Annotated in this window: 16 protein-coding genes and 2 other annotated features; of the genes, 7 read left to right on the plus strand and 9 right to left on the minus strand. The window is 37.0% G+C overall.

The features are described from left to right. The first annotated feature begins 8 nt into the window (after nucleotides 1-8). On the plus strand, nucleotides 9-2,066 hold the full coding sequence (locus AB3U99_RS01620) for a PAS domain S-box protein (protein ID WP_400245052.1): 2,058 nt from the start codon (nucleotides 9-11) through the stop codon (nucleotides 2,064-2,066). Between the two features lie 171 nt (nucleotides 2,067-2,237). Next, on the plus strand, nucleotides 2,238-2,669 hold the full coding sequence (locus AB3U99_RS01625; protein WP_400245053.1) for a VOC family protein: 432 nt from the start codon (nucleotides 2,238-2,240) through the stop codon (nucleotides 2,667-2,669). 390 nt (nucleotides 2,670-3,059) lie between these two features. On the opposite strand, the gene AB3U99_RS01630 is transcribed toward AB3U99_RS01625, so the two are convergent. Both AB3U99_RS01630 and ileS read right to left on the minus strand, forming a co-directional pair. Further along, on the minus strand, nucleotides 3,060-4,238 hold the full coding sequence (locus AB3U99_RS01630; protein WP_400245054.1) for a DHH family phosphoesterase: 1,179 nt from the start codon (nucleotides 4,236-4,238) through the stop codon (nucleotides 3,060-3,062). A 145-nt stretch (nucleotides 4,239-4,383) separates the two neighbouring features. Next, nucleotides 4,384-7,482 (minus strand): isoleucine--tRNA ligase, encoded by a 3,099-nt coding sequence (gene ileS, locus AB3U99_RS01635; RefSeq protein WP_400245055.1) that lies wholly within the window; start codon nucleotides 7,480-7,482, stop codon nucleotides 4,384-4,386. A 79-nt stretch (nucleotides 7,483-7,561) separates the two neighbouring features. Beyond that, nucleotides 7,562-7,810 (minus strand) — a binding site (T-box leader). A gap of 187 nt (nucleotides 7,811-7,997) precedes the next feature. Here ileS and AB3U99_RS01640 point away from each other — a divergent pair. Beyond that, entirely contained in the window at nucleotides 7,998-8,426 is a 429-nt protein-coding gene (locus AB3U99_RS01640) for a DUF2871 domain-containing protein (RefSeq protein ID WP_400245056.1), read from the plus strand. A gap of 71 nt (nucleotides 8,427-8,497) precedes the next feature. On the opposite strand, the gene shc is transcribed toward AB3U99_RS01640, so the two are convergent. Next, a complete protein-coding gene (shc, locus tag AB3U99_RS01645; RefSeq protein WP_400245057.1) occupies nucleotides 8,498-10,402 on the minus strand; it encodes a squalene--hopene cyclase in 1,905 nt (634 codons plus the stop codon). Between the two features lie 140 nt (nucleotides 10,403-10,542). Next, nucleotides 10,543-10,758 (plus strand) — a binding site (T-box leader). Nucleotides 10,759-11,205: 447 nt separating this feature from the next. On the opposite strand from shc, the gene aspS reads away from it, so the two are divergent. Both aspS and AB3U99_RS01655 read left to right on the plus strand, forming a co-directional pair. Then, complete coding sequence (gene aspS, locus AB3U99_RS01650) at nucleotides 11,206-12,501, plus strand: aspartate--tRNA(Asn) ligase (protein ID WP_400245058.1); 1,296 nt, start codon at nucleotides 11,206-11,208, stop codon at nucleotides 12,499-12,501. Between the two features lie 268 nt (nucleotides 12,502-12,769). Then, the gene (locus tag AB3U99_RS01655) at nucleotides 12,770-13,654 is read left to right on the plus strand and encodes an SMP-30/gluconolactonase/LRE family protein (RefSeq protein WP_400245059.1); all 885 of its coding nucleotides are present in this window, start codon (nucleotides 12,770-12,772) and stop codon (nucleotides 13,652-13,654) included. Nucleotides 13,655-13,748: 94 nt separating this feature from the next. Here the strand turns inward: AB3U99_RS01655 and AB3U99_RS01660 are convergent, their stop codons facing one another. Together AB3U99_RS01660 and AB3U99_RS01665 are read right to left on the minus strand one after the other, a co-directional pair. Continuing rightward, nucleotides 13,749-14,168, minus strand: coding sequence for a universal stress protein (locus tag AB3U99_RS01660; protein WP_400245060.1), 420 nt, complete (start codon nucleotides 14,166-14,168; stop codon nucleotides 13,749-13,751). 22 nt (nucleotides 14,169-14,190) lie between these two features. Further along, the gene (locus AB3U99_RS01665; protein WP_400245061.1) at nucleotides 14,191-15,654 is read right to left on the minus strand and encodes a SulP family inorganic anion transporter; all 1,464 of its coding nucleotides are present in this window, start codon (nucleotides 15,652-15,654) and stop codon (nucleotides 14,191-14,193) included. Between the two features lie 144 nt (nucleotides 15,655-15,798). Here AB3U99_RS01665 and AB3U99_RS01670 point away from each other — a divergent pair, with 144 nt between their 5' ends. Next, the gene (locus AB3U99_RS01670) at nucleotides 15,799-16,338 is read left to right on the plus strand and encodes a recombinase family protein (protein ID WP_400245062.1); all 540 of its coding nucleotides are present in this window, start codon (nucleotides 15,799-15,801) and stop codon (nucleotides 16,336-16,338) included. Continuing rightward, entirely contained in the window at nucleotides 16,338-16,496 is a 159-nt protein-coding gene (locus AB3U99_RS01675) for a hypothetical protein (protein ID WP_400245063.1), read from the plus strand. The genes AB3U99_RS01670 and AB3U99_RS01675 overlap by 1 nt, the downstream gene beginning before the upstream one ends. Here the strand turns inward: AB3U99_RS01675 and AB3U99_RS01680 are convergent. From AB3U99_RS01680 to AB3U99_RS01695, 4 genes are all read right to left on the minus strand, one after another. Then, the gene (locus AB3U99_RS01680) at nucleotides 16,483-17,571 is read right to left on the minus strand and encodes a helix-turn-helix domain-containing protein (RefSeq protein ID WP_400245064.1); all 1,089 of its coding nucleotides are present in this window, start codon (nucleotides 17,569-17,571) and stop codon (nucleotides 16,483-16,485) included. The genes AB3U99_RS01675 and AB3U99_RS01680 overlap by 14 nt on opposite strands. Nucleotides 17,572-17,789: 218 nt before the next feature. Then, nucleotides 17,790-19,145 carry a 6-phospho-alpha-glucosidase gene (locus AB3U99_RS01685; protein ID WP_400245065.1) on the minus strand — a complete coding sequence of 452 codons (1,356 nt, stop codon included), beginning with the start codon at nucleotides 19,143-19,145 and terminating at the stop codon, nucleotides 17,790-17,792. Between the two features lies 1 nt (nucleotide 19,146). Continuing rightward, nucleotides 19,147-20,721, minus strand: a complete 1,575-nt coding sequence (locus AB3U99_RS01690) for a PTS transporter subunit EIIC (RefSeq protein ID WP_400245066.1) — start codon at nucleotides 20,719-20,721, stop codon at nucleotides 19,147-19,149. A 720-nt stretch (nucleotides 20,722-21,441) separates the two neighbouring features. Then, entirely contained in the window at nucleotides 21,442-22,242 is an 801-nt protein-coding gene (locus tag AB3U99_RS01695; protein WP_400245067.1) for a MurR/RpiR family transcriptional regulator, read from the minus strand. Nucleotides 22,243-22,274: the final 32 nt, after the last annotated feature.

Genomic DNA, 22,274 nt, shown 5'->3' on the forward strand with positions numbered 1-22,274 from the left:
ATATAATTATGCAGTATTCGGCTCAATCTATAGAACAAAAGAAAAATCTAACTTCTTCAGTATCGGAACCAATCTATATTTTAATGGTAGATGATTTACAAGAAAACCTGTTGGCGTTAGAAGCAGTGTTAAATAATCCTCGTTATCAGTTAGTTTTTGCTAAATCAGGGGAAGAAGCATTGAAATTCATTTTGACATATGATTTTGCTGTTATTTTGCTTGATGTCCAAATGCCAGGGCTGAATGGATTTGAAACAGCAAAATTGATTAAAGAGCGAAAAAAGTCACGTCATATTCCTATTATTTTCATTACCGCTATCAGCCAAGATATTCAACATATTATGCAAGGATATCAAGTAGGTGCAATTGATTATATTGTAAAGCCATTTAATCCAGAAGCCTTGAAAAGCAAAGTAGCCCAGTTTGTGCAAATCTATGAAAGTCATACGAAAAGCCTTCATGAGATGAATTGGCAAACAACGTCTGAATTGGAAAAAATGAATAAGGAACTTAGAATAACCAAAATGGGTTTGACTAAAAATGCAGTATTCTCTTCTATCTTACAAAAAGCATTGCAGGATACGATTGTCACTTTTGATGAAGAAGGAACCATTATTAGCGTAAATCCAAGTGTAAGAAGAATGTTTGGCTATGTAGAAGAAGATTTACTAGGTTCTTCTATTGAAGTGCTTTTACATTCGATTGAATCGGAAGTTTCTTTAGAGACGCCTATTACCTTTAATATGTTAGTTCCTAATTTTATTGGTAGAATGATAGAAGCAAAAGCTAAACGAAAGAATAATATTGTTTTCCCTGTTGATATATACATTGGGGACGCAATGGTTGAGGATTACCAACTATTTGTTTGTACGATTCGAGATATTTCCGAAAGAAAAGAGGTAGAGCTCTTAAGAAAGCAACAAGTCGACCAACTAGAACATGTCGTGGAAGAAAGAACGCTAGAGCTACTATCAATGAATCATAAGCTACATAGAGAAAGAGAAGAAAAATCAAAGGTAACAGATGACCTAATGCTTTCAGAAGGACGGTTTCGGCAAATATTTGAAGCAAGCCCATGCTTGATGGCAATTCGTTCCCTGCAAGATCCAACTTTTATTGCTGTTAATAAAAATTGGGTGAAAAGCACAGGATATTCGATCGAGGAGCTAAAGGAAGACGGCTATCATTGGGAGATTTTCAAAGATGTAAATGGTATAGAAGAGAACTTTTATGAAGAAGACTGGCAGGTCCCTTTAAAAAATCAAAGAGTCTTTTTCACGATAAAAAATGGGGAACAGAAGCAAGGGTTATTATCCACTGAAATTATAACAATTAAGAATAAAAATTGTATGTTGATTTTATTAAATGATATAACAGAGAGAGTGGCTTTTGAAAAAGAAATGGCGAGATTAGATCAATTAAATCTAGTTGGAGAAATGGCCGCTGGAATCGCACATGAAATTAGAAATCCGATGACAACCGTCCATGGATTCCTGCAAATTGGAAAATCTAATCCGTCCAACCTATCATTGGAGCATATGGATTTAATGATTGATGAATTGGATCGGGCGAATAAGATTATTAAGGAATTTCTTACGTTAGCTAAAAATAAGACGAGCGATAAGAGAAGGCATTCGTTGAATAGAATTATTGAAATTATTTATCCATTAATTAATGCAGAGGCTTTATTAACCGGGAAAAAAGTAAATCTTCAATTGGAAGATTGTCCTGAACTCTATTTGGATGAAAAAGAGATAAGGCAGCTTTTACTTAATCTGGCTTTAAACGGATTAGAGGCAATGGAGGCAGAAGGAATTCTTACAATAAGAACATTCTGCAAAGAAAAGCATCTTGTGTTGGAAATCATCGATAGCGGAAATGGTATAGATGAGGAAATATTAAAGAAGCTAGGTACACCTTTTTTTACAACGAAGGACAATGGTACAGGACTGGGACTTGCAGTGTGTTATCGAATAGCGGAACGTCATATGGCAAGAATGAATGTTCAGACAAGCGAGAAGGGGACGAAATTCTCTGTATACTTTGAAATATCGGAAGGAAAATAGGGATTTGCTTAGCTTAGCTAGCAGTTCTTCTATTTTTCTTTTTTTGTCGGAGAATTTCCGTTCTGTTGAGTAATAAGTAGCCTTTTTTTATTTTAGAGCAATATTTTTACAAGGAAATATTGCGTAACCATCGAATTAATAAGTATAAAGAGTAAGAAGGTGGGGATTTGTATGGTTCTACAAAGGGTTTCATTACTTACATTAGGGGCTATGAGATTACCAGAATTGCGTAAGTTTTATCAACTTCTGGGATGGGAGGAAACGGAAGCTAGCTCAGACGATTATGCTGTCTTTAAGACCGCTGGCGTTTTCTTAACATTGTTTCCTCTAGAGGAATTAGCGAAGGATGCTGGGATAGAGCTTCAAAATCCGATGGAAGGCTTTAGAGGGGTTACCTTTGCGATCAATGTAAATGCACCTGAAGAAGTAGATAGTGTTATGGAAAAGGTGAAAGTGGCAGGCGGAAAAATTCTCAGAGAGCCAAGTGACGCCTTCTGGGGCGGCAGAACCTCTTATTTCGCAGATCCAGAAAATAATCTTTGGGAAGTAGCTTGGAATCCGAGCTCCGTTTTTGATGAAAGAGGAGCAATGATTGATTTTTAAGAAGGAAAGCAGAGGGCAGCCGTTTAGGATTAGCCCCTGGATGCCAGGAGTAGTTGCTAAATGGACTTGAGAAATTTAATTAACAGGAGGCTGGGCCAAAACGAAATAACTAATCTTTAAAGACGAACAATCTCTAATTTAGCTCTTAAATAAAGCTTCTCATGATGGTTATTTATGTTTTTAAATATAGTCAAGTGTAAAAACGAAGTCGTTCCATTGCGCTACAGACGCACGATGCGCAGGGGAGGAAGCTGAGCCTCCTCCGCTCCATTTCACTTCGTTTTTAAACCTTTTTCTAAAACGATAAAAACGATTATTTATGAGTATTAATTGTACAAATGTTCGTGCATATTGTTAGTTGAAATGCTTATGTCCCAACCTCTTTACCTATTATTTATGTTTTACAAAATCCATCACGTAACGAATATATTTATCGTCTCTTGCCAGCCATACTCCATAGTTTCTGCGTAGGAAGATTTCTCCTTGCAAGAAAGTGGAGAATGTTTGTTGGAGCTTTGTTTTTTTATGGTTAATTGCCCACTGGTTTTTACTCACTTGATAAAGGAAGAACACTTCGTCCTGCTTGTTTTCAAACAGAGTACCAAGTGGAGAATCCTTCTTATTGTATTCATTCTTTTTCGGATCTTCACGTAGTGGTTCTAATGCAAAAGTATCTAAGCAGTAATTTTGGTAGGCCTTATCGGTTAAGTTGCAGCCAGATGCCTTTACATGACCGCCACCTCCATAGGTGCCTGCTACTTTTGATACATCTACATGATCGTGAATCGTACGGAAACCAAGTTTTTTCCCGCCAATATTAACAATTGCTATGTAATCTAAATGAGGATATTCCTTTCCAAGCTCATTCCCTAATTCAGAATGGTATTGTTCGGCATAAACCACGCCAGCATATAAACCGTCAATCTCTTTTTGGACAAGTTCCCTTCTTTTGCGGCGAATGTAACGCTCAATTTTCTTTTCTTCCATGTCTAGTATTTGTACTTCTAGCTCATCAAAAAAGAAATGCTCATTTGCCTTTAAGCGTGTTACCATTTTTTCAACAAATTCGTCAAAAGAAATAAGATAAAAAAGTGCATTTAAACGTTGTGCTGCTAGATTATTGTTCTTTTCCCAATCCCATGTGTCATATTGTCTTACTAACTCAACAAATTCTGCAACTGCTGGAGTGGGAGCCATGTATTCATTTTTGACAAGGTATTCATATAATAAAGAAGTGGCACTAGTTAACGTTCCTTCTTCATCTTGAACAGATACATATCCCCATTCAAAATCATTTAAATGAAGAGCTGTCTTATGATGGTCGATAAGCTGTACTTTCCCGCCCTTTTTATAATAGTCATCTAGTCGAATCGTATTTTCTTCATTGACAGAAAGATCGGTAATAAAGAGAAAGGTATCTTCTATTTTTTGATCTAAGAACTTTTCTACTTCTTGATTCAGAAAGGAAACGGAATTATAACGAACTTCTACGTCTTCGCCGAAAGCAAGTTTTGCAATAATGCCGCAGCCGACCCCATCAAGGTCATTATGCGATAATAGTTTGTACATTTTTTTCACCCCTGCCCAATAGTATAATCTAATATGGAAAAAATAGAACAGCTAACAGCTAATTTCTTTTAGAAAAACTACTAAAAGAAAAGAAAAAAGGTGTCTCAAGTAGGTTTTACCTAGCTTTGAGACAGCCTTGATATGGTTATTTCAAGCCAATGTATACAATTTCACCGTCTATTTGAATTTCTTTCATATTCTTTATTCTTTTAAAGAAAAGCTGATGGATAATAACTCCTTTATGGATAAGAAAATCATATTCCATCATCGTTTTGATAAACGTTGTAGAACCATCAATAAATAAATCGATTTTTTTATCAATGGGCAGATTTCTTTCTTTCCGCAAATCCTGAATAGACCGAATGAGTTCCCGAATGTTGCCCTCCTTTTTTAATGCTTCTGAAATGGTAGTGTCGAGCATCACGGTGAAATGTTTATTAGAGGCCTCTTCATAACCGGGCAAATTCGTCTTTCTTTGAAGTATTATTTCTTCATCTGTTAAGGTAATGCTTTCTTTACTTTCTAGTTTAACAGATAAATATCCTTTATTTATAAAGAAATTTATCTGTTCTTCTGTAGCATTCTGTAATGTATCTTTTGCACTCTTTACGTTTTTTCCTAGCTTCGGTCCTGCTTTTTTAAAGTCAAGCTTTAAGGAATATTGAACGTAATCATCTGCAGAATCTACCCAGTTAATGTGTTTCACATTCAGTTCATCTTTTATAATCGGTTCAAACTGTAAAAACTCGATATCCTCGGTAGTGTTTGCCGAAACAATCAGTAAAGTTGCTAACGGTTGTTTTGTTTTTATTTGATATCGGTGGCGTAGGCTTCTCCCTAGTTCAACCAGCTCTTTAACTTTTTCCATTTGCTCCTCTAAACGCTTATCCATCAACCCTGAAATGCTAGCAGGGAAATTAGTTAAATGAACGCTTTTCCCTGTTAAGGCAAGATGAATACTTTCAGAAGTGAAAGGAATAAAGGGAGCTAGCAATTGTGATAAGTGAATTAATACGGTATAAAGCGTTTGAAAGGCAGAAACTTTGTCTTCTGACATTCCTTCTGTCCAAAAGCGTTCTCGATTTCTGCGAATATACCAATTGCTTACATCATCCATTAATTCGCCGATTTTTCTGGCTGCGTTGGTAACTTGATATTGCTCCATCTCGGTATGTGCAATCAGTGTTGTTGTTGCTAATCGAGAGAGAATCCACCGATCCATAATAGGAATCGTCTGAATCTGGATCCTTGGTAAATTAGGGTCAAAGTGATCTATTTCAGCGTATAAAGAGTAGAAATGAAATAAACTTAGGAATGTATCAATGATTTTTGATTTTGCCTCTTGGACATTTTTTTCCGAGAACCTCTTTTGGTTCCATGGGGCGCTATCTGCCACAAGCGCCCATCGCAGGGCATCCGCACCATATGTTTGGATAAGTTCGACTGGATTTAGCGCATTGCCCTTGCTTTTGGACATTTTTTGTCCATGTTTATCTAATACATGCCCTGTAGCAAGGACATTTTTATACGGAGCTTCTCCCGAATAAAGGACGGAAACTGCTAAAAGGGAATAAAACCATCCTCTTGTTTGATCAATCCCTTCTACTACGACATCTGCTGGAAACTGTTGTTGAAACAATTCGCTATTTTCAAATGGGGTATGATATTGAGCAAAGGGCATGGAGCCACTATCGAACCATACATCAATTACCTCTGGTGTCCGGTACATATCTCCACTGCAGGATGGACAGGTAAAGACAACCTCATCTACATATGGTTTGTGCAATTCTAAATCATCAAAGGGAGCTTTGCTATATTGTTTTACTTCAGCCATACTTTTTGGAGCAAGCTCCATGTGACAGGAAGTACATTGCCAAACATTTAATGGAGTTCCCCAATATCGGTTACGGCTAATATTCCAATCGACTAAACCATCAAGGAAGTTTCCAAAGCGACCATCCTTTATATGCTCAGGGTACCAAGTTACTTCTTGATTTTTAGCAATCAGCATTTCTTTTGCTGCAGTTGTTTTAATAAACCAGCTTTCTGTAGCATAATACAAAAGCGGTGTGTCGCAGCGCCAACAATGCGGGTAAGAATGTTCAAATTTCTCTTTATGAAATAACAATCCTTTTTGATGGAGCAGCTTGATTATCTCTACATCAACCTTCCCGTCTTTTACAAAGGAACCGGCTAATGGTGTAATGCTTTCCTTATATCTTCCCCTTTCATCCACTACATGGACAAAAGAAAGATTGTTTGTTTGCACAAGACGATAGTCATCTTCTCCGTACGCCGGAGCGATATGGACAATTCCTGTTCCGCTATCGTTTGTGACGAAATCGCCATGATGAATGGTATGCCCTTGTTCTACATGAACGTATGAAAAAGGTGCTGTATAGGAAAGCCCAACTAATGCTGAACCCTTCAAAGTTTCGAGGACTTCCCCTTCTAATCCAATTACCGGCTGTAATCTATCTTTTGCAACGATGAATATTTCTTCCCCTACTTTTACCCTAACGTAGTCTAAATCTTTGTGAACCGCTAAGGCGACATTTGCTGGCAATGTCCAAGGAGTCGTTGTCCAACCGAGTACATATTCGTTTTCTTTTGTGGCGAGCTTAAATTTAACCGTTGCGCTCAAATCCTTTACATCTTTATAGCCTTGGGCTACCTCATGGGAGCTCAAGGAAGTTTGGCAGCTTGGGCAGTATGGAGAGACGCGATGCCCTTTATATAACCAGCCTTTATCATGAATAGTGCCAAGAATATTCCAAACCGATTCGATATATTCATTACTCATGGTCATGTATGGCTGATCCATATCAACCCAATATCCTAATTCTTTCGTAAAGGTTCGCCATTGTTTTTCATAGGAAAATACACTTTCTTTACATTGTTCAATAAATGGAATGATGCCGTACTTTTCGATTTCTTGTTTTCCAGAAATACCGAGTGCTTTTTCGACCCCTAATTCAACAGGGAGTCCGTGTGTATCCCAGCCGGCTTTACGAATGACTTTTTTACCGTTCATTGTTTGAAATCGGGCGATAATATCTTTGATGGTTCTGCCAAGCGCATGACCGACGTGTGGAAGACCGTTGGCGGTTGGTGGTCCTTCGTAAAATACAAAAGAATCATTGTTTTTGCGCTGTTCGATGGATTGTTGAAAAATCTGTTCCTTTTCCCAAAAATCAAGTATTCTTTTTTCTCGATCTCTGTCTGATTCTCTTTGATTTTCCATGAATATCCCTCCATTTAATAAGTAAACATTCCAGTATAGAAAGATATTTTTAGGAAATAAAAAAACACCCGTCCCTTAAGTAAGGGACGAGTGTATTATTCATAACCCGCGTTACCACCCAAATTCTGTTTGGCAAAAAGCAAACAGCGCTTAGTCAACGTACTAACATACGTGTTCCTTTTAACGGTGGAAATCCGTCAAGACTTACTAATTGTTCAGCCTTGCATCTCAGAGATGATTTTTCTGTTTCGTTTACCTTACTGGCTTTCACCATACCCAGCTCGCTAAAAGGGACACAAAACGTACTTTTTCTCTTCATCGATTTCTATAAATTGGAATGTTTTGTATAGGATAGCACTTTTGAATGGGAATTTCAAGTGACATTTGCCTATATTTAGCAAAGGAGGAAAGCTCGATAAATAGGATATTTTAGCCACAAAACTGTCATAGTATCACGATTGGGATTTTGTTAGAATGATAGGTAGTGATTATTAGGTTTGAAAGGAAGTAGAGAGATGAAGAAAGTATTAAATATAGCCTTCTTTTATGCAATTTTAGGTTTAGTTAGTGGTGTTTACTATAGAGAGTTTACGAAAATGAGAGATTTCGCAGGGGAAACGCAGCTCTCTGTTGTTCATACTCACTCATTTGCTTTAGGAATGATGATCATGCTAATCGTCTATTTATTCTGTTATACGATGAAAATACATACACTCAAAAATTTTGACGTATTCTTTTATTTTTATAATATTGGTGTTCTATCAACGATTGCGTTAATGGTTATTAGAGGAACACTTCAAGTGCTTGAATTTGATTTATCCAGCGGTTTAGATTCTGCCATCTCTGGAATTGCCGGATTAGGGCATATTTCTGTTACGATTGGTTTAATTATGTTTTTCCTTCTTTTGAGAAAGAATCATAATGAGAATATTCGAACGAAATAGGGAAAAAGTGTTTTTCCGAAGTTTAAACGAACTACAAGATAACTTCGGAAAAAACATTCTAGATTCTTTGATCAAACATTTGCCTCTTTGTTTACTACATTGTTTATATAATGGGAAAGAGCCAATAAAGGAAAAATCTTATTATAGCTATGATAATAAATGTAGAATTGTTTTGGTAAACCAATACCTGTAGGATAAGTAAGGGCCCGTTCTTCTTTCTTTTCTTCCAATAAATAACTGATCCCCCTTTTCACTTCTGTGCTTTCCCTTTCCCCAGCCGCAATTAAGGCATCAACAGCCCAAGCAGTTTGAGATTCCGTGCTAAATGGTAGAGGAACATAGGTTGAGATTTCACAGCTCCTGCACGACTCTCCCCACCCACCATCTGAGTGTTGGATTTTTTTCAGCCAAGCAATTGCTTTCTTGATTGCTGGGTGATTTTCTTTAATACCAACTGCTGTTAACCCCGTTATTGCTGCCCAAGTACCGTAAATATAGCAAACACCCCATCTGCCATACCAAGAGCCGGTCTTTTCCTGATTATCAATTAACCAACTGACGGCCAGCTTTACATGAGGGTGTGTGTAGTTTAGATGGGCAAAGTTTCCTAAGTATTCTAGTACTCTTCCAGTTAAATCAGCAGTAGAAGGATCCACGGCAGCATCCTTTGCATTGTCGATCGGCACCATTTTGAGAATTTCCCAATCGGTATTCTTTTCGAAGGCTCCCCAACCTCCATCTTTATTTTGCATGGATAATAAATAGTTTGTGCCTTTTTGCCAAGCGTGATGAACAGTCTTGTTTGTTGAGGCTGTAGCGGTTAAGGCCCGTAGAACGGCCGATGTATCATCATTGTCTGGGTTATTCGTGTTAATATCAGAAAAGCCCCATCCTCCTGGTTCCGTATTCGGGTTATGAACCTGCCAATCCCCTTTTTTTGTATGTTGTTTTGCTAGCAAATAATTGGTTGCTTTTTTTATTGGAATAGAATCAGTAGATATACCAGCTTGCTGTAAAGTATAGCTAATTAATCCTGTGTCCCAAACCGTACTGGTGGAATTCTCTAGGTGACTTTGCTCGCCCTTTTTATCGATAAGGGATGTGAGACCAGCTATTGCTTTTTGAATAACAGGGGAATTCTTTTTATAGCCAAGGGCAAGCAAAGCATAAATCATAAAGAAAGTTGCGCTTGCATAACTGTAGAGTGTTCCATCCTCTTCTAATCGATCCAGCATATATTTTTCTGCATATTGAAAGCCTAAGTGATGAAGATAGGCTGGAAACTTTCCAATTCGTTTCATTTCTTTCCAAAGGAATGAAAGGGGAGATCGCTCGTCTTCTAGGTGAGTATAGAATGGATAAAGGGATATATCTCTTGCAAATAGGTCATCTAACTGTGGCTTGTTTTTTGTTTGGATAGTGAATTTTTTATTAGCTGCTATTAACATCGGAATGAAGTGAATCCGAGCATAGGCACTAAATTGATAGAAATTAATAGGCTGAAAGGTTGGCAATAGTAAAAAAGTCATCGGAATGTATATCATATGGGACCATGGAAAAAGACCATTTACCGAAAGCATCCATTTTATCATAAAATGAGCCTTCGCCAGGCCGCCATTTTTTAAAATAAATGCTTTTGCCTTCTTCATTTGGTTGTCTTCCTTCGAATAAAGGCCAGAATATAATAGAGCGGTGTAAGCAATAATGGTTGCAGACAGATGGCCGTTTGGTTCATCGCTATATGCCTTCCAATAGCCTTCCTTATACTGGGTAGCACGCAATGTCTTTGCTAAAAAATGGATGTGTTCTTCCTCTGTGTGAATGTTTAATGCCCGAATGGTGATGATATAAAAAGCATCGGTCATTAAGCTTCCTTGAAACCGAAAATGAAAAGAACCGTCAGGCTGCTGTAGTTTGACAAGCTCTTGGATGCGTTTTTGTTGCTCTTTTTCAACAGAATGTAGAAATGTATTCAATAAGATCACCTCAAATGTAACGTCGTATTAGTAAACTTTATGCTTCCTAAGGAAAGTCATATTCAGAAATATTTATATTTTCTTTTTTTTGTGGTTGAAATTGGAAAGAGAGAGGTCTATAATAAACATAATTTAATCGAGCGAACATGTTGATCAGAAGGAGTATCCTAAGAAGCTTTTTCGAAAGAGAGCAGTCGGTAGCTGAAAAGATTGTGCAAAAGTCTTAGGAGAAGACATCTGTGAGTGTTACTTTGAACGTTTTACTACTAGTAGAGGTAACCGGCTATCACCGTTATGATACAAGTGGTTTCTGAATGGAACAATTTGGGTGGTACCGCGGATAATCCGTCCCTTTTATAGGGGCGGATTTTTGTGTTTTTTGGAATAAATTTAACTAGCGCAGGCATAACATAATTGTCTAGCTCCGGGCACCCAGGGGCTGATGGGCTTCCCAACCGTTCCCTACGATAAGTCAACATCGAATCGCTATCGCTCTTCGTGACCCGTTATCTCAGGAAAGGTCGCTCCACCCCACACGCCCCTAAACGTGTGCCCTGCGCTTTTCTAATTGTCTAGCTCCGGGCACCCAGGGGCTGATGGGCTTCCCGACCGTTCCCTACGATAAGTCAACATCGAATCGCTATCGCTCTTCGTGACCCGTTATCTCAGGAAAGGTCGCTCCACCCCACACGCCCCTAAACGTGTGCCCTGCGCTTTTCTAATAAGGAGGTGAGTACCGTGGATGATGATGATGATAACGATATGAATCGAAATAATTTACTAATTTTAGGAGGAATAATTATATGGAATCTTCCAAAAGGGTACTTATCTCTGAGTGTGAGCTATTTATTGGGAAAGAGGTTGTTTTAAAGGGCTGGGTGAAGAAGATACGCCAGCTAGGAAAAGTAGGCTTCTTGTTATTGAGAGACCGCACTGGGTTGCTGCAATGTGTATTAGAGCAAGAGCAGAATCAGGTGAAAATAGAGACAGAAAGTGTTGTTCAAGTAACTGGAATTCTTGTAAAAACAGATAAAACAGCAAATGGAGTGGAACTTCAAGTTAGTGAAATTCTCGTACTAGCTGAAGCTGATTTATTGCCATTTGAAATTAATAAGAAAAAACTGAATGTAGGCTTAGATCATCTACTGAATCATCGAGTTCTATCATTAAGACATGAACAAATAAACGCAATATTTACGATTCAATCCATGTTCGTAAAAGGTTTTACAGATTTTCTCATGCAAGAAGGTTTTACCAGAATTTTCACTCCAAAAATAGTTTCACAAGGAGCAGAAGGTGGGGCCAATGTTTTTACCTTTAACTATTTTGATAAAAGTGCCTATTTAGCACAATCCCCTCAATTTTATAAACAAATGATGGTAGGTGCGGGCTTTGAACGGGTGTTTGAAATTGCCCCTGTATATAGGGCGGAAGAGCATAATTCGTCTAGACATTTAAATGAATATATTTCGTTAGATGTAGAAATCGGATTCATTGAAAATGTGGAGGAAGTAATGGAGATGGAGGAGCGAGTTCTTCAATATGTTTTCCAATATGTGAAGGAGCATTGTCAGAAGCAGCTGGACGAACTTCAGGTCGACATACCAGTATGGAACGAAATCCCTAAAATGACATTAGCAGAAGCACAGGCTATATTAAAAGAGATATATCAAAAAGACTCTCCAGAAGGAGATTTAAATACAGAAGGGGAAAAATGCATCGGAAACTATGTTAAGGATAAATATGGAAGTGATTTTGTGTTTATAACAAACTATCCGAGAGCAACAAGACCGATGTATACCATGCCAAATAAGGAAAATCCTGAGCTGACAGATTCTTTTGACCTTTTATATAAAGGGAGTGAAATTACCTCTGGCGGACAAAGAATTCATCGTAAAGGAGAGCTAATCGCTTCTTTTCAAGAAAAGGGTCTAAATCCGAATGAATTTAAGGCTTATATCGATTCCTTTGCATATGCCATTCCCCCTCATGGAGGGTTCGGGATTGGTTTAGAACGGATTATGATGAAGTTCCTAAACCTTGGGAATATTCGCGAAGCAAGCGCATTTCCGAGAGATTGTGATAGGCTTATTCCATAAAAGATTATTTAAGTCTAGTACCCATAAATAAAAACTAGCGCCTTACTCGTAAATTCGTAGGTTAATTTGGTTATGTTTTCTAGAAAACATAACCAAAGCAGAGCTACATTACGAAAGGAGCTAGTTTTATTATAATATCCCGAATTTGATTGATTGAAACATAGAAACGAGCATATTTTTATAAAAATTTAATAATATGGGTTTCTTTTCTATCTAGAAAAGGTATAGGACAAGGAGATAGATTATACATAGTTGGAGGGGGAAACATATGATAGAGGATCTAGAACTAGTGCTTGATGCAAAAGCAATGCTTGGAGAAGGACCATGCTGGGATTTTAGAAACAATATTTTATATTGGGTAGATATTGAAGGAAAAAAAGTACATATGTATAACCATATTTCTGGTGAGCACAAACAGGTTCAACTAGAACGCGAAGTATCGGCTATTATCCCGTGTATAAAAAAAGATACAGAATTTATTGTTACCTTAGATAATGGCTTTCATTTCTTAAATATAGAAACGGAGCAACTAGACTTTATTGCCGATCCAGAGCAAAATTTAGAATATAACCGCTTTAATGATGGAAAATGCGATGCTTACGGTCGTTTATGGGCAGGAACGATGTGCCGAGATGGTAAGACGAAAGATGCCGCACTTTATTGTCTGGACAATGCTGGGAAACTGACGAAAAAAATAAGCCATTTAAGTATTTCGAATGGCATGGCATGGACAAGTAATAATAAATATTTATACCATATTGATACACCTGCTCAAACAGTAACTCGATATGAATATGATGTGGAAACAGGAAATTTAGGAAAAGCAAAACGGATTATTGATTTTTTAGAGGAAGAAGGATTCCCTGATGGCATGACGATCGATAGCCAAGGAATGCTATGGATTGCTCATTATGGTGGGGGAAGAGTGTCTAGGTGGAATCCAGAGAGCGGAGAGAAATTAACGGAAATTCTCTTGCCAGCCCCAAATGTTACTTCTTGTACATTTGGAGGAAAAAAACTAAATGAATTATATATAACCACTGCAAGATCTGGTTTGGATGAAGAGAAGTTAAAACAGTATCCTCAATCAGGAGGATTATATAAGGTAAAGCTAGATATAACAGGAATAAAAACTTATTTGTATCAAAATTAATGCTTAATGTTTGATAATCGGACATGAAGTATTGCTATGGAAATAAAAAAAGAGCTAATCAAAAAGGATTAACTTTTTGATTAGCTCTCTTTTCTTATTTAACAACTAATACTGGACATTTTACTCGTTTGATCACTTTATGGCTAACACTTCCCAATACCATTTCTTGCAAGGAATTTAATCCGCGGCTGCCAATGACAAGTAAGTCAAAGCTATTTTGATTTGCATACTCGACAATTGTAGGGCCTGGCTCTCCATGAAGAAATAGTAGTTTATAAGCGATATTATTGGATTGTAAGTATTCTTCCATTGATACGAATTTTTTCCGCCTAGTAAGTTCTAAATCAGCCTTCCCTTGAGCGTGCAATACATCATATTTCGTTTGAGTGATATCTAGGACATGAACAACTGTAATTACAGCATTCTCCTGAAGGGAAGCTAATTTCACTGCTTCTGTTGTTGCTCTTAACGAGTTTTTTGAACCATCAATTGCTAAAAGAATAGTAGAATACATGATTTACGCTCCTTTTTCTGATTTAGTGATCAGATAGTTTCGCATTTTGTTTTGGAAATACAGCAAGTTTATCTACAATCTTTTTACTTGCAGAATCTAAGCCGGTAATGGTAACTGTATTTTGATTTTCCTTTAGCTTTAACGCAATTTTATCAATGGCACCGACTGCAGAATCATCCCATACATGAGAATTAGTAAAATCAATGGAAATCTGTTTATTTTTAATCGTTGTATCAAATGCTTGAACAAAGCTATCAACAGAAGCAAAAAATAGTTGTCCTTCCACTGCATAGTTGTAGCCTTGCGACGTTTCCTGTTTATGCATCTTCACATGGGAGATCTTCGCAGCAAATAAGACTGCACTTAAAATAACTCCAGCAATTACTCCTATTGATAAATTATCGGTTGCGACAACAATTATCACGGTTACGAGCATAACGATTGCATCTCCTTTTGGAGCAGTAACTAAATATTTGAAGGAAGACCAGTCAAAGGTACCGATACAAACCATAATCATGATTCCAACTAGGACAGGCATAGGAATTTGTACAACGAGACTTCCTAATACCATTATCAAAAACATAAGAAAGGCACCTGCGATAAATGTGGAAAGTCTGCCTCTTCCGCCAGACTTTACATTGATAACTGATTGACCAATCATCGCACAGCCAGCCATTCCGCCGAAGAATCCTGTAACGATATTAGCAATTCCTTGTCCTCTTGCTTCTCTGTTTTTATTGCTATCTGTATCTGTTGCGTCATCCACGATAGAAGCCGTTAATAAGGATTCCAATAGACCAACAATCGATAAAGCTAGCGCATATGGAAAAATAATCGCTAACGTTTCAAAGGAAAACGGTACATTTGGAATAAAGAAAGATGGCAATGATTGCGTAATTTTTCCCAAATCACCGACAGTAGCTACATTTACATTTCCAAAAATAGCAACAGCGGTTAAAATAACAATAGCAATTAGCGGTGCTGGAATGACTTTTATAAATCGCGGCAAGATATACACAATTAATAACGTGATGATTACAAATAAATAAGTAATATTTGTTACGTTAATAAGATGTGGCACTTGAGCCAAAAAAATTAAGATCGCTAAAGCATTAACAAATCCAATCATCACTGCTCTCGGGATAAACTTCATGAGTTTCGCAATTTTTAATACGCCGAAAAGAATCTGAATTATCCCTGTAAGGATTGTAGCAGCAAATAAATATTCTAAACCGTAATCTCTAACTAAAGGACCCATCAACAGTGCCATTGCTCCTGTTGCTGCCGAAATCATACCAGGTCTTCCACCTGTAAACGAAATAACTACAGCCATCGTAAAGGAAGCATACAATCCGATCATCGGATCTACCCCTGCAATGATAGAAAATGCAATCGCCTCTGGTATTAATGCAAGGGCAACGACCATTCCTGATAAAATATCCCCACGGATATTTGAAAACCAATCCCTTTTTATTTTTTCAATCAAATGATTCACCTCAATATCTTTCTGTTTGATACAAAGTAGTCTACCATGATTTTTCCCAAAAAGGAATATGTTTTGGGAAAGTTTTTACAAGAAGAGAATTTCTATCTATAATAATGAGAATAGATAATGTTGGAGGCAATTAAGATGAAATATGGTTATATGCGACCTACTATTGCAGATACTAGCTGCGAGCAGCAGTTAAAAACACTTAAACCTATATGCGAGCAAGTGTATCAAGAAGAACATGATTCGGCAAAAAATAGATCAAAGCTATCGGAAGTAGTATCCTCTTTAATAAAAGGAGACAAGATTGTTGTAGCACAGTTATTTACAATAGCAGATTCGAGTAGGCACTTGATGGAGTTATTAGAGATACTTGAGAACAAAGGTGCTTATCTGCAGTCTATAAAGGAAGACATTGATACAGAAAGAAAGAATGAATATTCATTAACTGAAATGCTGTCCTATTTAATAGAGTTCCAGAATGAGATTATTCGGGAAAGAACAAAAAAAGGCATGGAATATGCGAGAAAGCATGGGAAAGCAAGTGGTAGACCCAGAAAAGCTGATGAAAATGTAAAAAAAGCAATGGAGATGTATCAGTCTAAAAAATATACATTGAAAGAAATAAAAGAAGAAACAGGAATTAGTAAATCTACATTATATAGGTATTTAGAGCATTAATGGTGGATTTCATTTTTAAAGAGTGGAAGGAAGAAGCGGAGTTTATCAAAGGAACGAAAGCAAGAAATAAGTCGTTCATCCTAGGAATGAACGACCAAGTCGAAGTGAAAACGAGTTTCTTTTTAGAAAGATATAATACTGCATTTATTTTGACTTAAGTAACTGTTTTACGATTCTACCTAAAGAATTTTCCTCCATAAAAGGAGCTAGCTTTGCTAGTGATTGTGGAGACAGTCTATCAGCATCCATATTGGATAATAATTGATCAATAGCATCCTCTTCTAAAAAAGGAGCAAGTTCAATCAGCTGTTCTAATTCTATTTCTCCATTCACTGCTTTATCCACTAGTTCATTAAAGGAAGCTTCTCCTATAAAAGGAGCCATTTTTTGTATGAAAGACCATTCCCCCTTACTTGATGCGATTGAAACTAAGTGTTCAATCGTATCTTCTTCTAAAAAGGGAGCCAAACTAATTATATGTTCCTCATTATACATGTCATCTATTCCTTGCAAGACAAGATTATTTAAAGCTGTATCACTAATAAAAGGAGCCATATTTGTGATGAACTTCCAAGTTAATTGCCCATTTTGCACTTTCCATATTAAGTTGTCCAGATATTCTTCATCTAAGAAGGGGGCAAGCTGGACTAATTCTATAGGTTCAATCGAGTCACTAATCACTTGATTTGCGATTGACTGTAGGGTGCTAGAAGATACAAAAGGGGCAATTCGCTGAACAATCTTCCAATCTATTGTTTCTTTTGTTGCTTGTATGACGATTTCATCTAATGCTTCTGTTGACAAAAAAGGAGCTAGATGAACAATTGTGTCTAGATCCCAAGCGGTTCCATCCATTTTTTCAGATACTTTACTTAATTGACTAGTTTTAATAAGAGGGGCGATATCAATCAGCTCCTTTATGTCGGCAGCTCCTGAATTAATTAAATCCGCTACTTCCTCGGTTTGGTCGGCCGATAAATGCTCAACCATTTTTCCAATTTGCTTAGAAGGTTTTGGTTGTTTATTTCCAGCGTTCATTAAGAGATCAATAGATACCTCCAATTCATTCGCAATAATGGGAATGGTCATAATATCAGGAAGGGATTCTCCTCTTTCCCATTTGGATACCGCTTGGTGACTGATATTTAATTTATCTGCTAATTCAACCTGTGTTAGGTCTTTTTCTTTTCTCAATTTTGATATATATGCCCCAATTTTTCGTGAATCAACCATACTTCTCATCTCCTCTACTTTTCCAGTGCGCACTGTCTAATTCGATACTAGCATACTTGCCAAAACATGCCTATCAACGGTTAGTTGAATAGCTGAAAGATAGTGATTCTACTGGTGGTAGAATTGTTTTTGCATGATGGTTTCTAGTGGAAAGCAATACAACATTAGAACATAAAAAATCCACAAAGAGTCTCAACTCCTTGTGGACTTTTATAATCTTACACTAGTACGCCTTCTTTATATTCTTTTGTTAATGTTGGCCAGAATTCTTTATTTGCTTCAATCAAATCATCAAGGACTGCTTTCGCGACTTTAGCAGAAGGTAAGGTCTTATTTAAAGTGAATGCTTGTAACGCTTTTTCATAAGAACCTTCCACAATTGCTTCCACTAAGATTTTTTCAGATGCTAATTGCTGGTCAATCATTGCTTTGTAAAAGTAAGGAATGTCTCCAACAAACTCAGGTTTAGGACCATCACTTGTAATAAGCGCAGGCACTTCAATCATCGCATCCGCAGGTAAGTTTGGAATTGTTCCATTGTTTTCTACCATTACTAAATATCTTTTTCCTAGATTTTGTGCAAGAGATACTGTTACATCTACTATAAATGTTCCATGAACACCAACTGCAAAGGAATCCTCTAAAATACCAGTCTCTTCATATTTATCTACTGTTTCAAACAATGTTTTTTCACGGCCATCCATTACTTCGTTCGCACGTGTGTATTCCTTATTTGAAGTTTCCACAATATAATCTGGGAACAGATAGTATTGTAGATATGGATTTGGCAGATATTCTGGAAAATGATCCATGATTAGTTTAATATTCTTAAAGGTTTTAATCCAAGAAGAATCAGCATGACGATAGTCAATTTTTGAAACATCTTCTGTTAGTAATCCATGTTTATATACATGCTCACGAATTTCTGGCAATCTTTCTACCCCATCAACTTTAATGCTTGTAAACCAGCCAAAGTGATTTAAACCAAAGTAGTCAACATCTAATTCTTCTCTTTCGACACCGAGGATTGCTGCGATATTACGCATTGTTGCAACAGGCATATCACAAATGTTTAAGACTCTTGAATTTGGTCGAAGCTTACGAACGCCTTCTGCCACAATGGATGCTGGATTGGAGTAGTTTACAATCCATGCTGTTTCTTTAGCATATTTTTCTACATAATCGATCAGCTCAATCATTGGAGAGATGGTTCTTAGCCCATATGCTAATCCGCCTGGTCCACAAGTTTCTTGTCCAACTACATGATGAGAAAGAGGGATTTTTTCATCGAGTTCACGCATTGCATATTTTCCAACTCTCATTTGGGCAAATACAAAGTCTACATCTTCAAAGGCTGTTTGTGGATCTGTTGTATCAATGACTTTAATTTTATCTGTATATTCTTCAATAACGGCCTTTGCAGCTACAACCACTTTCGATTGTCTTTCTCCATCAATATCGTAGAAGCGAATTTCAGAAAGTGGTAGATCTTCTAATCGGTCCATTAAGCTACGAATAATTCCTGGTGTATAAGTGCTTCCTCCGCCTGCAACTGCTAATTTATATGTTTTCATCTTAAATTCCTCCTAATTGTTGGTCTACTTGGTCTCGAACAGATTTAACATTTAAACCATATACTACTTGGACATTATTTCCTGATTTGATAATTCCTTTGGATCCTGTTTGTTTCAATGTTAGTTCATCTACTGCATTTGGATCTTTTAAAATCAAGCGTAATCTTGTATAGCAATTATCAACATTTTCAATATTTGCTTTTCCGCCTAATGCATGAACAATAGTTGCCCCTAAAGCTGATGGCGAATCATTTGTCGTTACACCAGATACAGCTGCTTCTGCATTAGCTAATCCATTTGTTTCAGCTGCTACTGTATCATCTTCTCTACCTGGTGTTTTTAAATTCAATTTAAGAATCAGGAAGCGGAAAAGGATAAAATAGATAGTTGCCATTAATAATCCTACTAAGATAAACATTGGCCAGTTGGACTTGGTTGTTCCAAGCGGTAAATTATATAGTAAGAAATCAATAAATCCATTTGCGCCAATTGCATGTACGTTAAAGATACTTAAGAGCATCATCCCCACACCAGAAAGAACAGCGTGTATGACAAACAAGATTGGTGCGGTGAAAAGGAAAGCGAATTCTAAAGGCTCTGTAACTCCTAGTAAGAAGGAGGTAAAGGCTGCTGGAAGTAGAATCGCTTTGGCGATCGTTTTCTTCTTTTTATCTGCAGTTACGTACATTGCTAGTGCTGCTCCCATAAGTCCAAACATTTTACTTAACCCGCGAGCGTCCCAGTTAACCGTACTGCTTAAAACTTTAATGCTTGAATCTGCCATTTCGGCAAAATAGATATTTCTAGCTCCATAAATAATTTCGTTTCCGATATTTGCAACTCCACCTAATTCTGTGTAAAGGAATGGAGTATAAACTAAGTGATGTAAACCAGTTGGGATGAGAATTCTTTCTAAGAATCCATAAATAAGTAAGCCAACTACCCCCAAATTTTTAATGCCGCTCGCAATAGCTGTAATACCATCTTGTACGAATGGCCAAAATTCTGCGGCAAGTGCTCCTAAAATCATGGCACTAGGAATGGCTAAAATAGCAACGAAGCGATGTCCAGAGTAAATAGCCATAACACCTTTGAATTCTGTGTCACAGTATTTATTGTGCAAAATTCCAACTAGGGCACCTAGAAGAATTCCAGAAAAAACACCCATTTCCAATACTTGAACATTTAATACCATTGCTTGACCAGATAATTGCATTTGCTCTGGAGCTACTAAGCTACCAGTCAAACTTAATATTTGATGCATTGCATTTATGAAAATAACGAAGGTAACTAACCCAGTTAAGGCAGCGTACCCCTTATCTTTTTTAGCTAAGCCAATCGGGATACCGACAGCAAAGATTAAAGCTAGGTTTTGCAAAATCGATACAGCGGAGGAAGAAATAAATTTCCCTGTATTTTGGATTAGTGGGTTTTCTAAAAATGGAATATATTGTGCTAAGTTTCCGTTTCCGAAAACATTCCCAAATGCGATAAATAGACCGATAATTGGTAGAATGAGAATTGGTGCAAATAAAGATTTCCCGAAGAGCTGCAGACCATTTACGACCTTTTTCATCTATAAAACCTCCCTTTGTTAGTAAGCGTTGTCATATCTTTTTAATAACCAAAGTATATAATTGAATAGGTAATTTTGAAAGGGGTTGCAAGTATTGTGTACAATGTCTTTCAATCCTGTAACATGTTACAAAGTTTTAAGGAAAGAGGCTGGGACATAAGCATTTCAATTAGTAATAAACACGAATATCTATGTAGACGCATTATTGTTCGTGTTTTTTGTTTTAGAAAGAAGGTTTCAAAAAAGTCTGTTGCTATTATCCGCAGCCTAAAATACACTTCGCTTTCCATGGGGCGAGCGCCAAGCCTCCTCGTCGCTAGCTCCTGCGGGGTCTCGGACTTTCTCGCAGCTCCCATAGGAGTCTGCGTGTATTCAGACTGCTCAGTTCTTCCATATAATTAAATTTTTCTATTAAAAAATTTTTTAGAATAGACTTTAAAAAACGAAGTGGAATGGAGCGGAAGACACTCGACTCCTGCGGGAAGTAGAGCAATCTTTATCCTCACAGGCTTTGCCGAGGAGGCTTAGGTTGTTCCTCTGCGCATCGAGTGTTTGTAGCGCAATGGAACGACTTCGTTTTTACATGTGACTATATTTAAAAACATAGATAACCATCATGAGAAAGTAGCTTTATTTAAGAGCTACATTAGAGATTGTTCGTCTTTACAGATGGGCTATTTAGTTTTGTTCCAGCCTCAACTATATAATAAGTAAAGGCCATTAATATTCTTTAATAATCCCTCTTTTAATCGCTACGATTAAAAGTAAATCAATGAGCATAAACATATTGGATTCAAAGGAGGTTACTTCGAATTCTTGTTGAGACTCAATGGTAGGGTCGAGGACGGTAAAGACAATATCAGCAATTTTGGCGGTTGAGCTTTTATTATTTCCGGTAAAAAGGATTGTTTTTACTCCTTTATCCTTTGCGATTTGCACTTTCTCTAGTACTTTAGCAGTTTCACCTGAGCGAGAAAAGGCAATTAGTAATTTGTATTTTTGAATATTATTGAGGAAAATCGCTCTACTGTCACTTGTAGTTGAATTGGAAACATAATAACCAAAGAGCTCTAATTTTTTTGCAAAATAGCTAGAAAAAAGCGTAGAAAAGCCTGCACCATAAAAGTAAATCATTTTATTTTCATTAATTTGCGCAAGAAATAGTTCAATGCTTGTTTCATCTAGAGAATCGATTGTTTGTTTATAATTTTGTTTAAAGGAAGAAACAGCATCTATCAGTGGTTGATGAATACTATCTACGTATTCTACTTCTTGATCAAGCATTTTTGTTACTTTTAAATTTAGGTTGTAAATAAATTCACTATAGCCACTAAAACCAAGTTTTTTGCAAAGTCGGATAATCGTTGCTGTGGATACAAATAGATCATTAGCAGCTGCTCGAATGCTTAGTGTCTCTCCTGCTAATTTCTTCTGGATGAGGAAATGGGTGATCACCTTCTCTGCTTCGGTTAGGTTTTTATCATTTGCATAATCAAGAAACAGCATATCTATATTTTTCAAGCTTCTCATCATTCCTTGTTCGTATTTTCGTC

It is taken from the genome of Niallia tiangongensis, from assembly GCF_044704065.1.
In the GTDB taxonomy this organism is placed as follows: domain Bacteria; phylum Bacillota; class Bacilli; order Bacillales; family Cytobacillaceae; genus Niallia; species Niallia tiangongensis.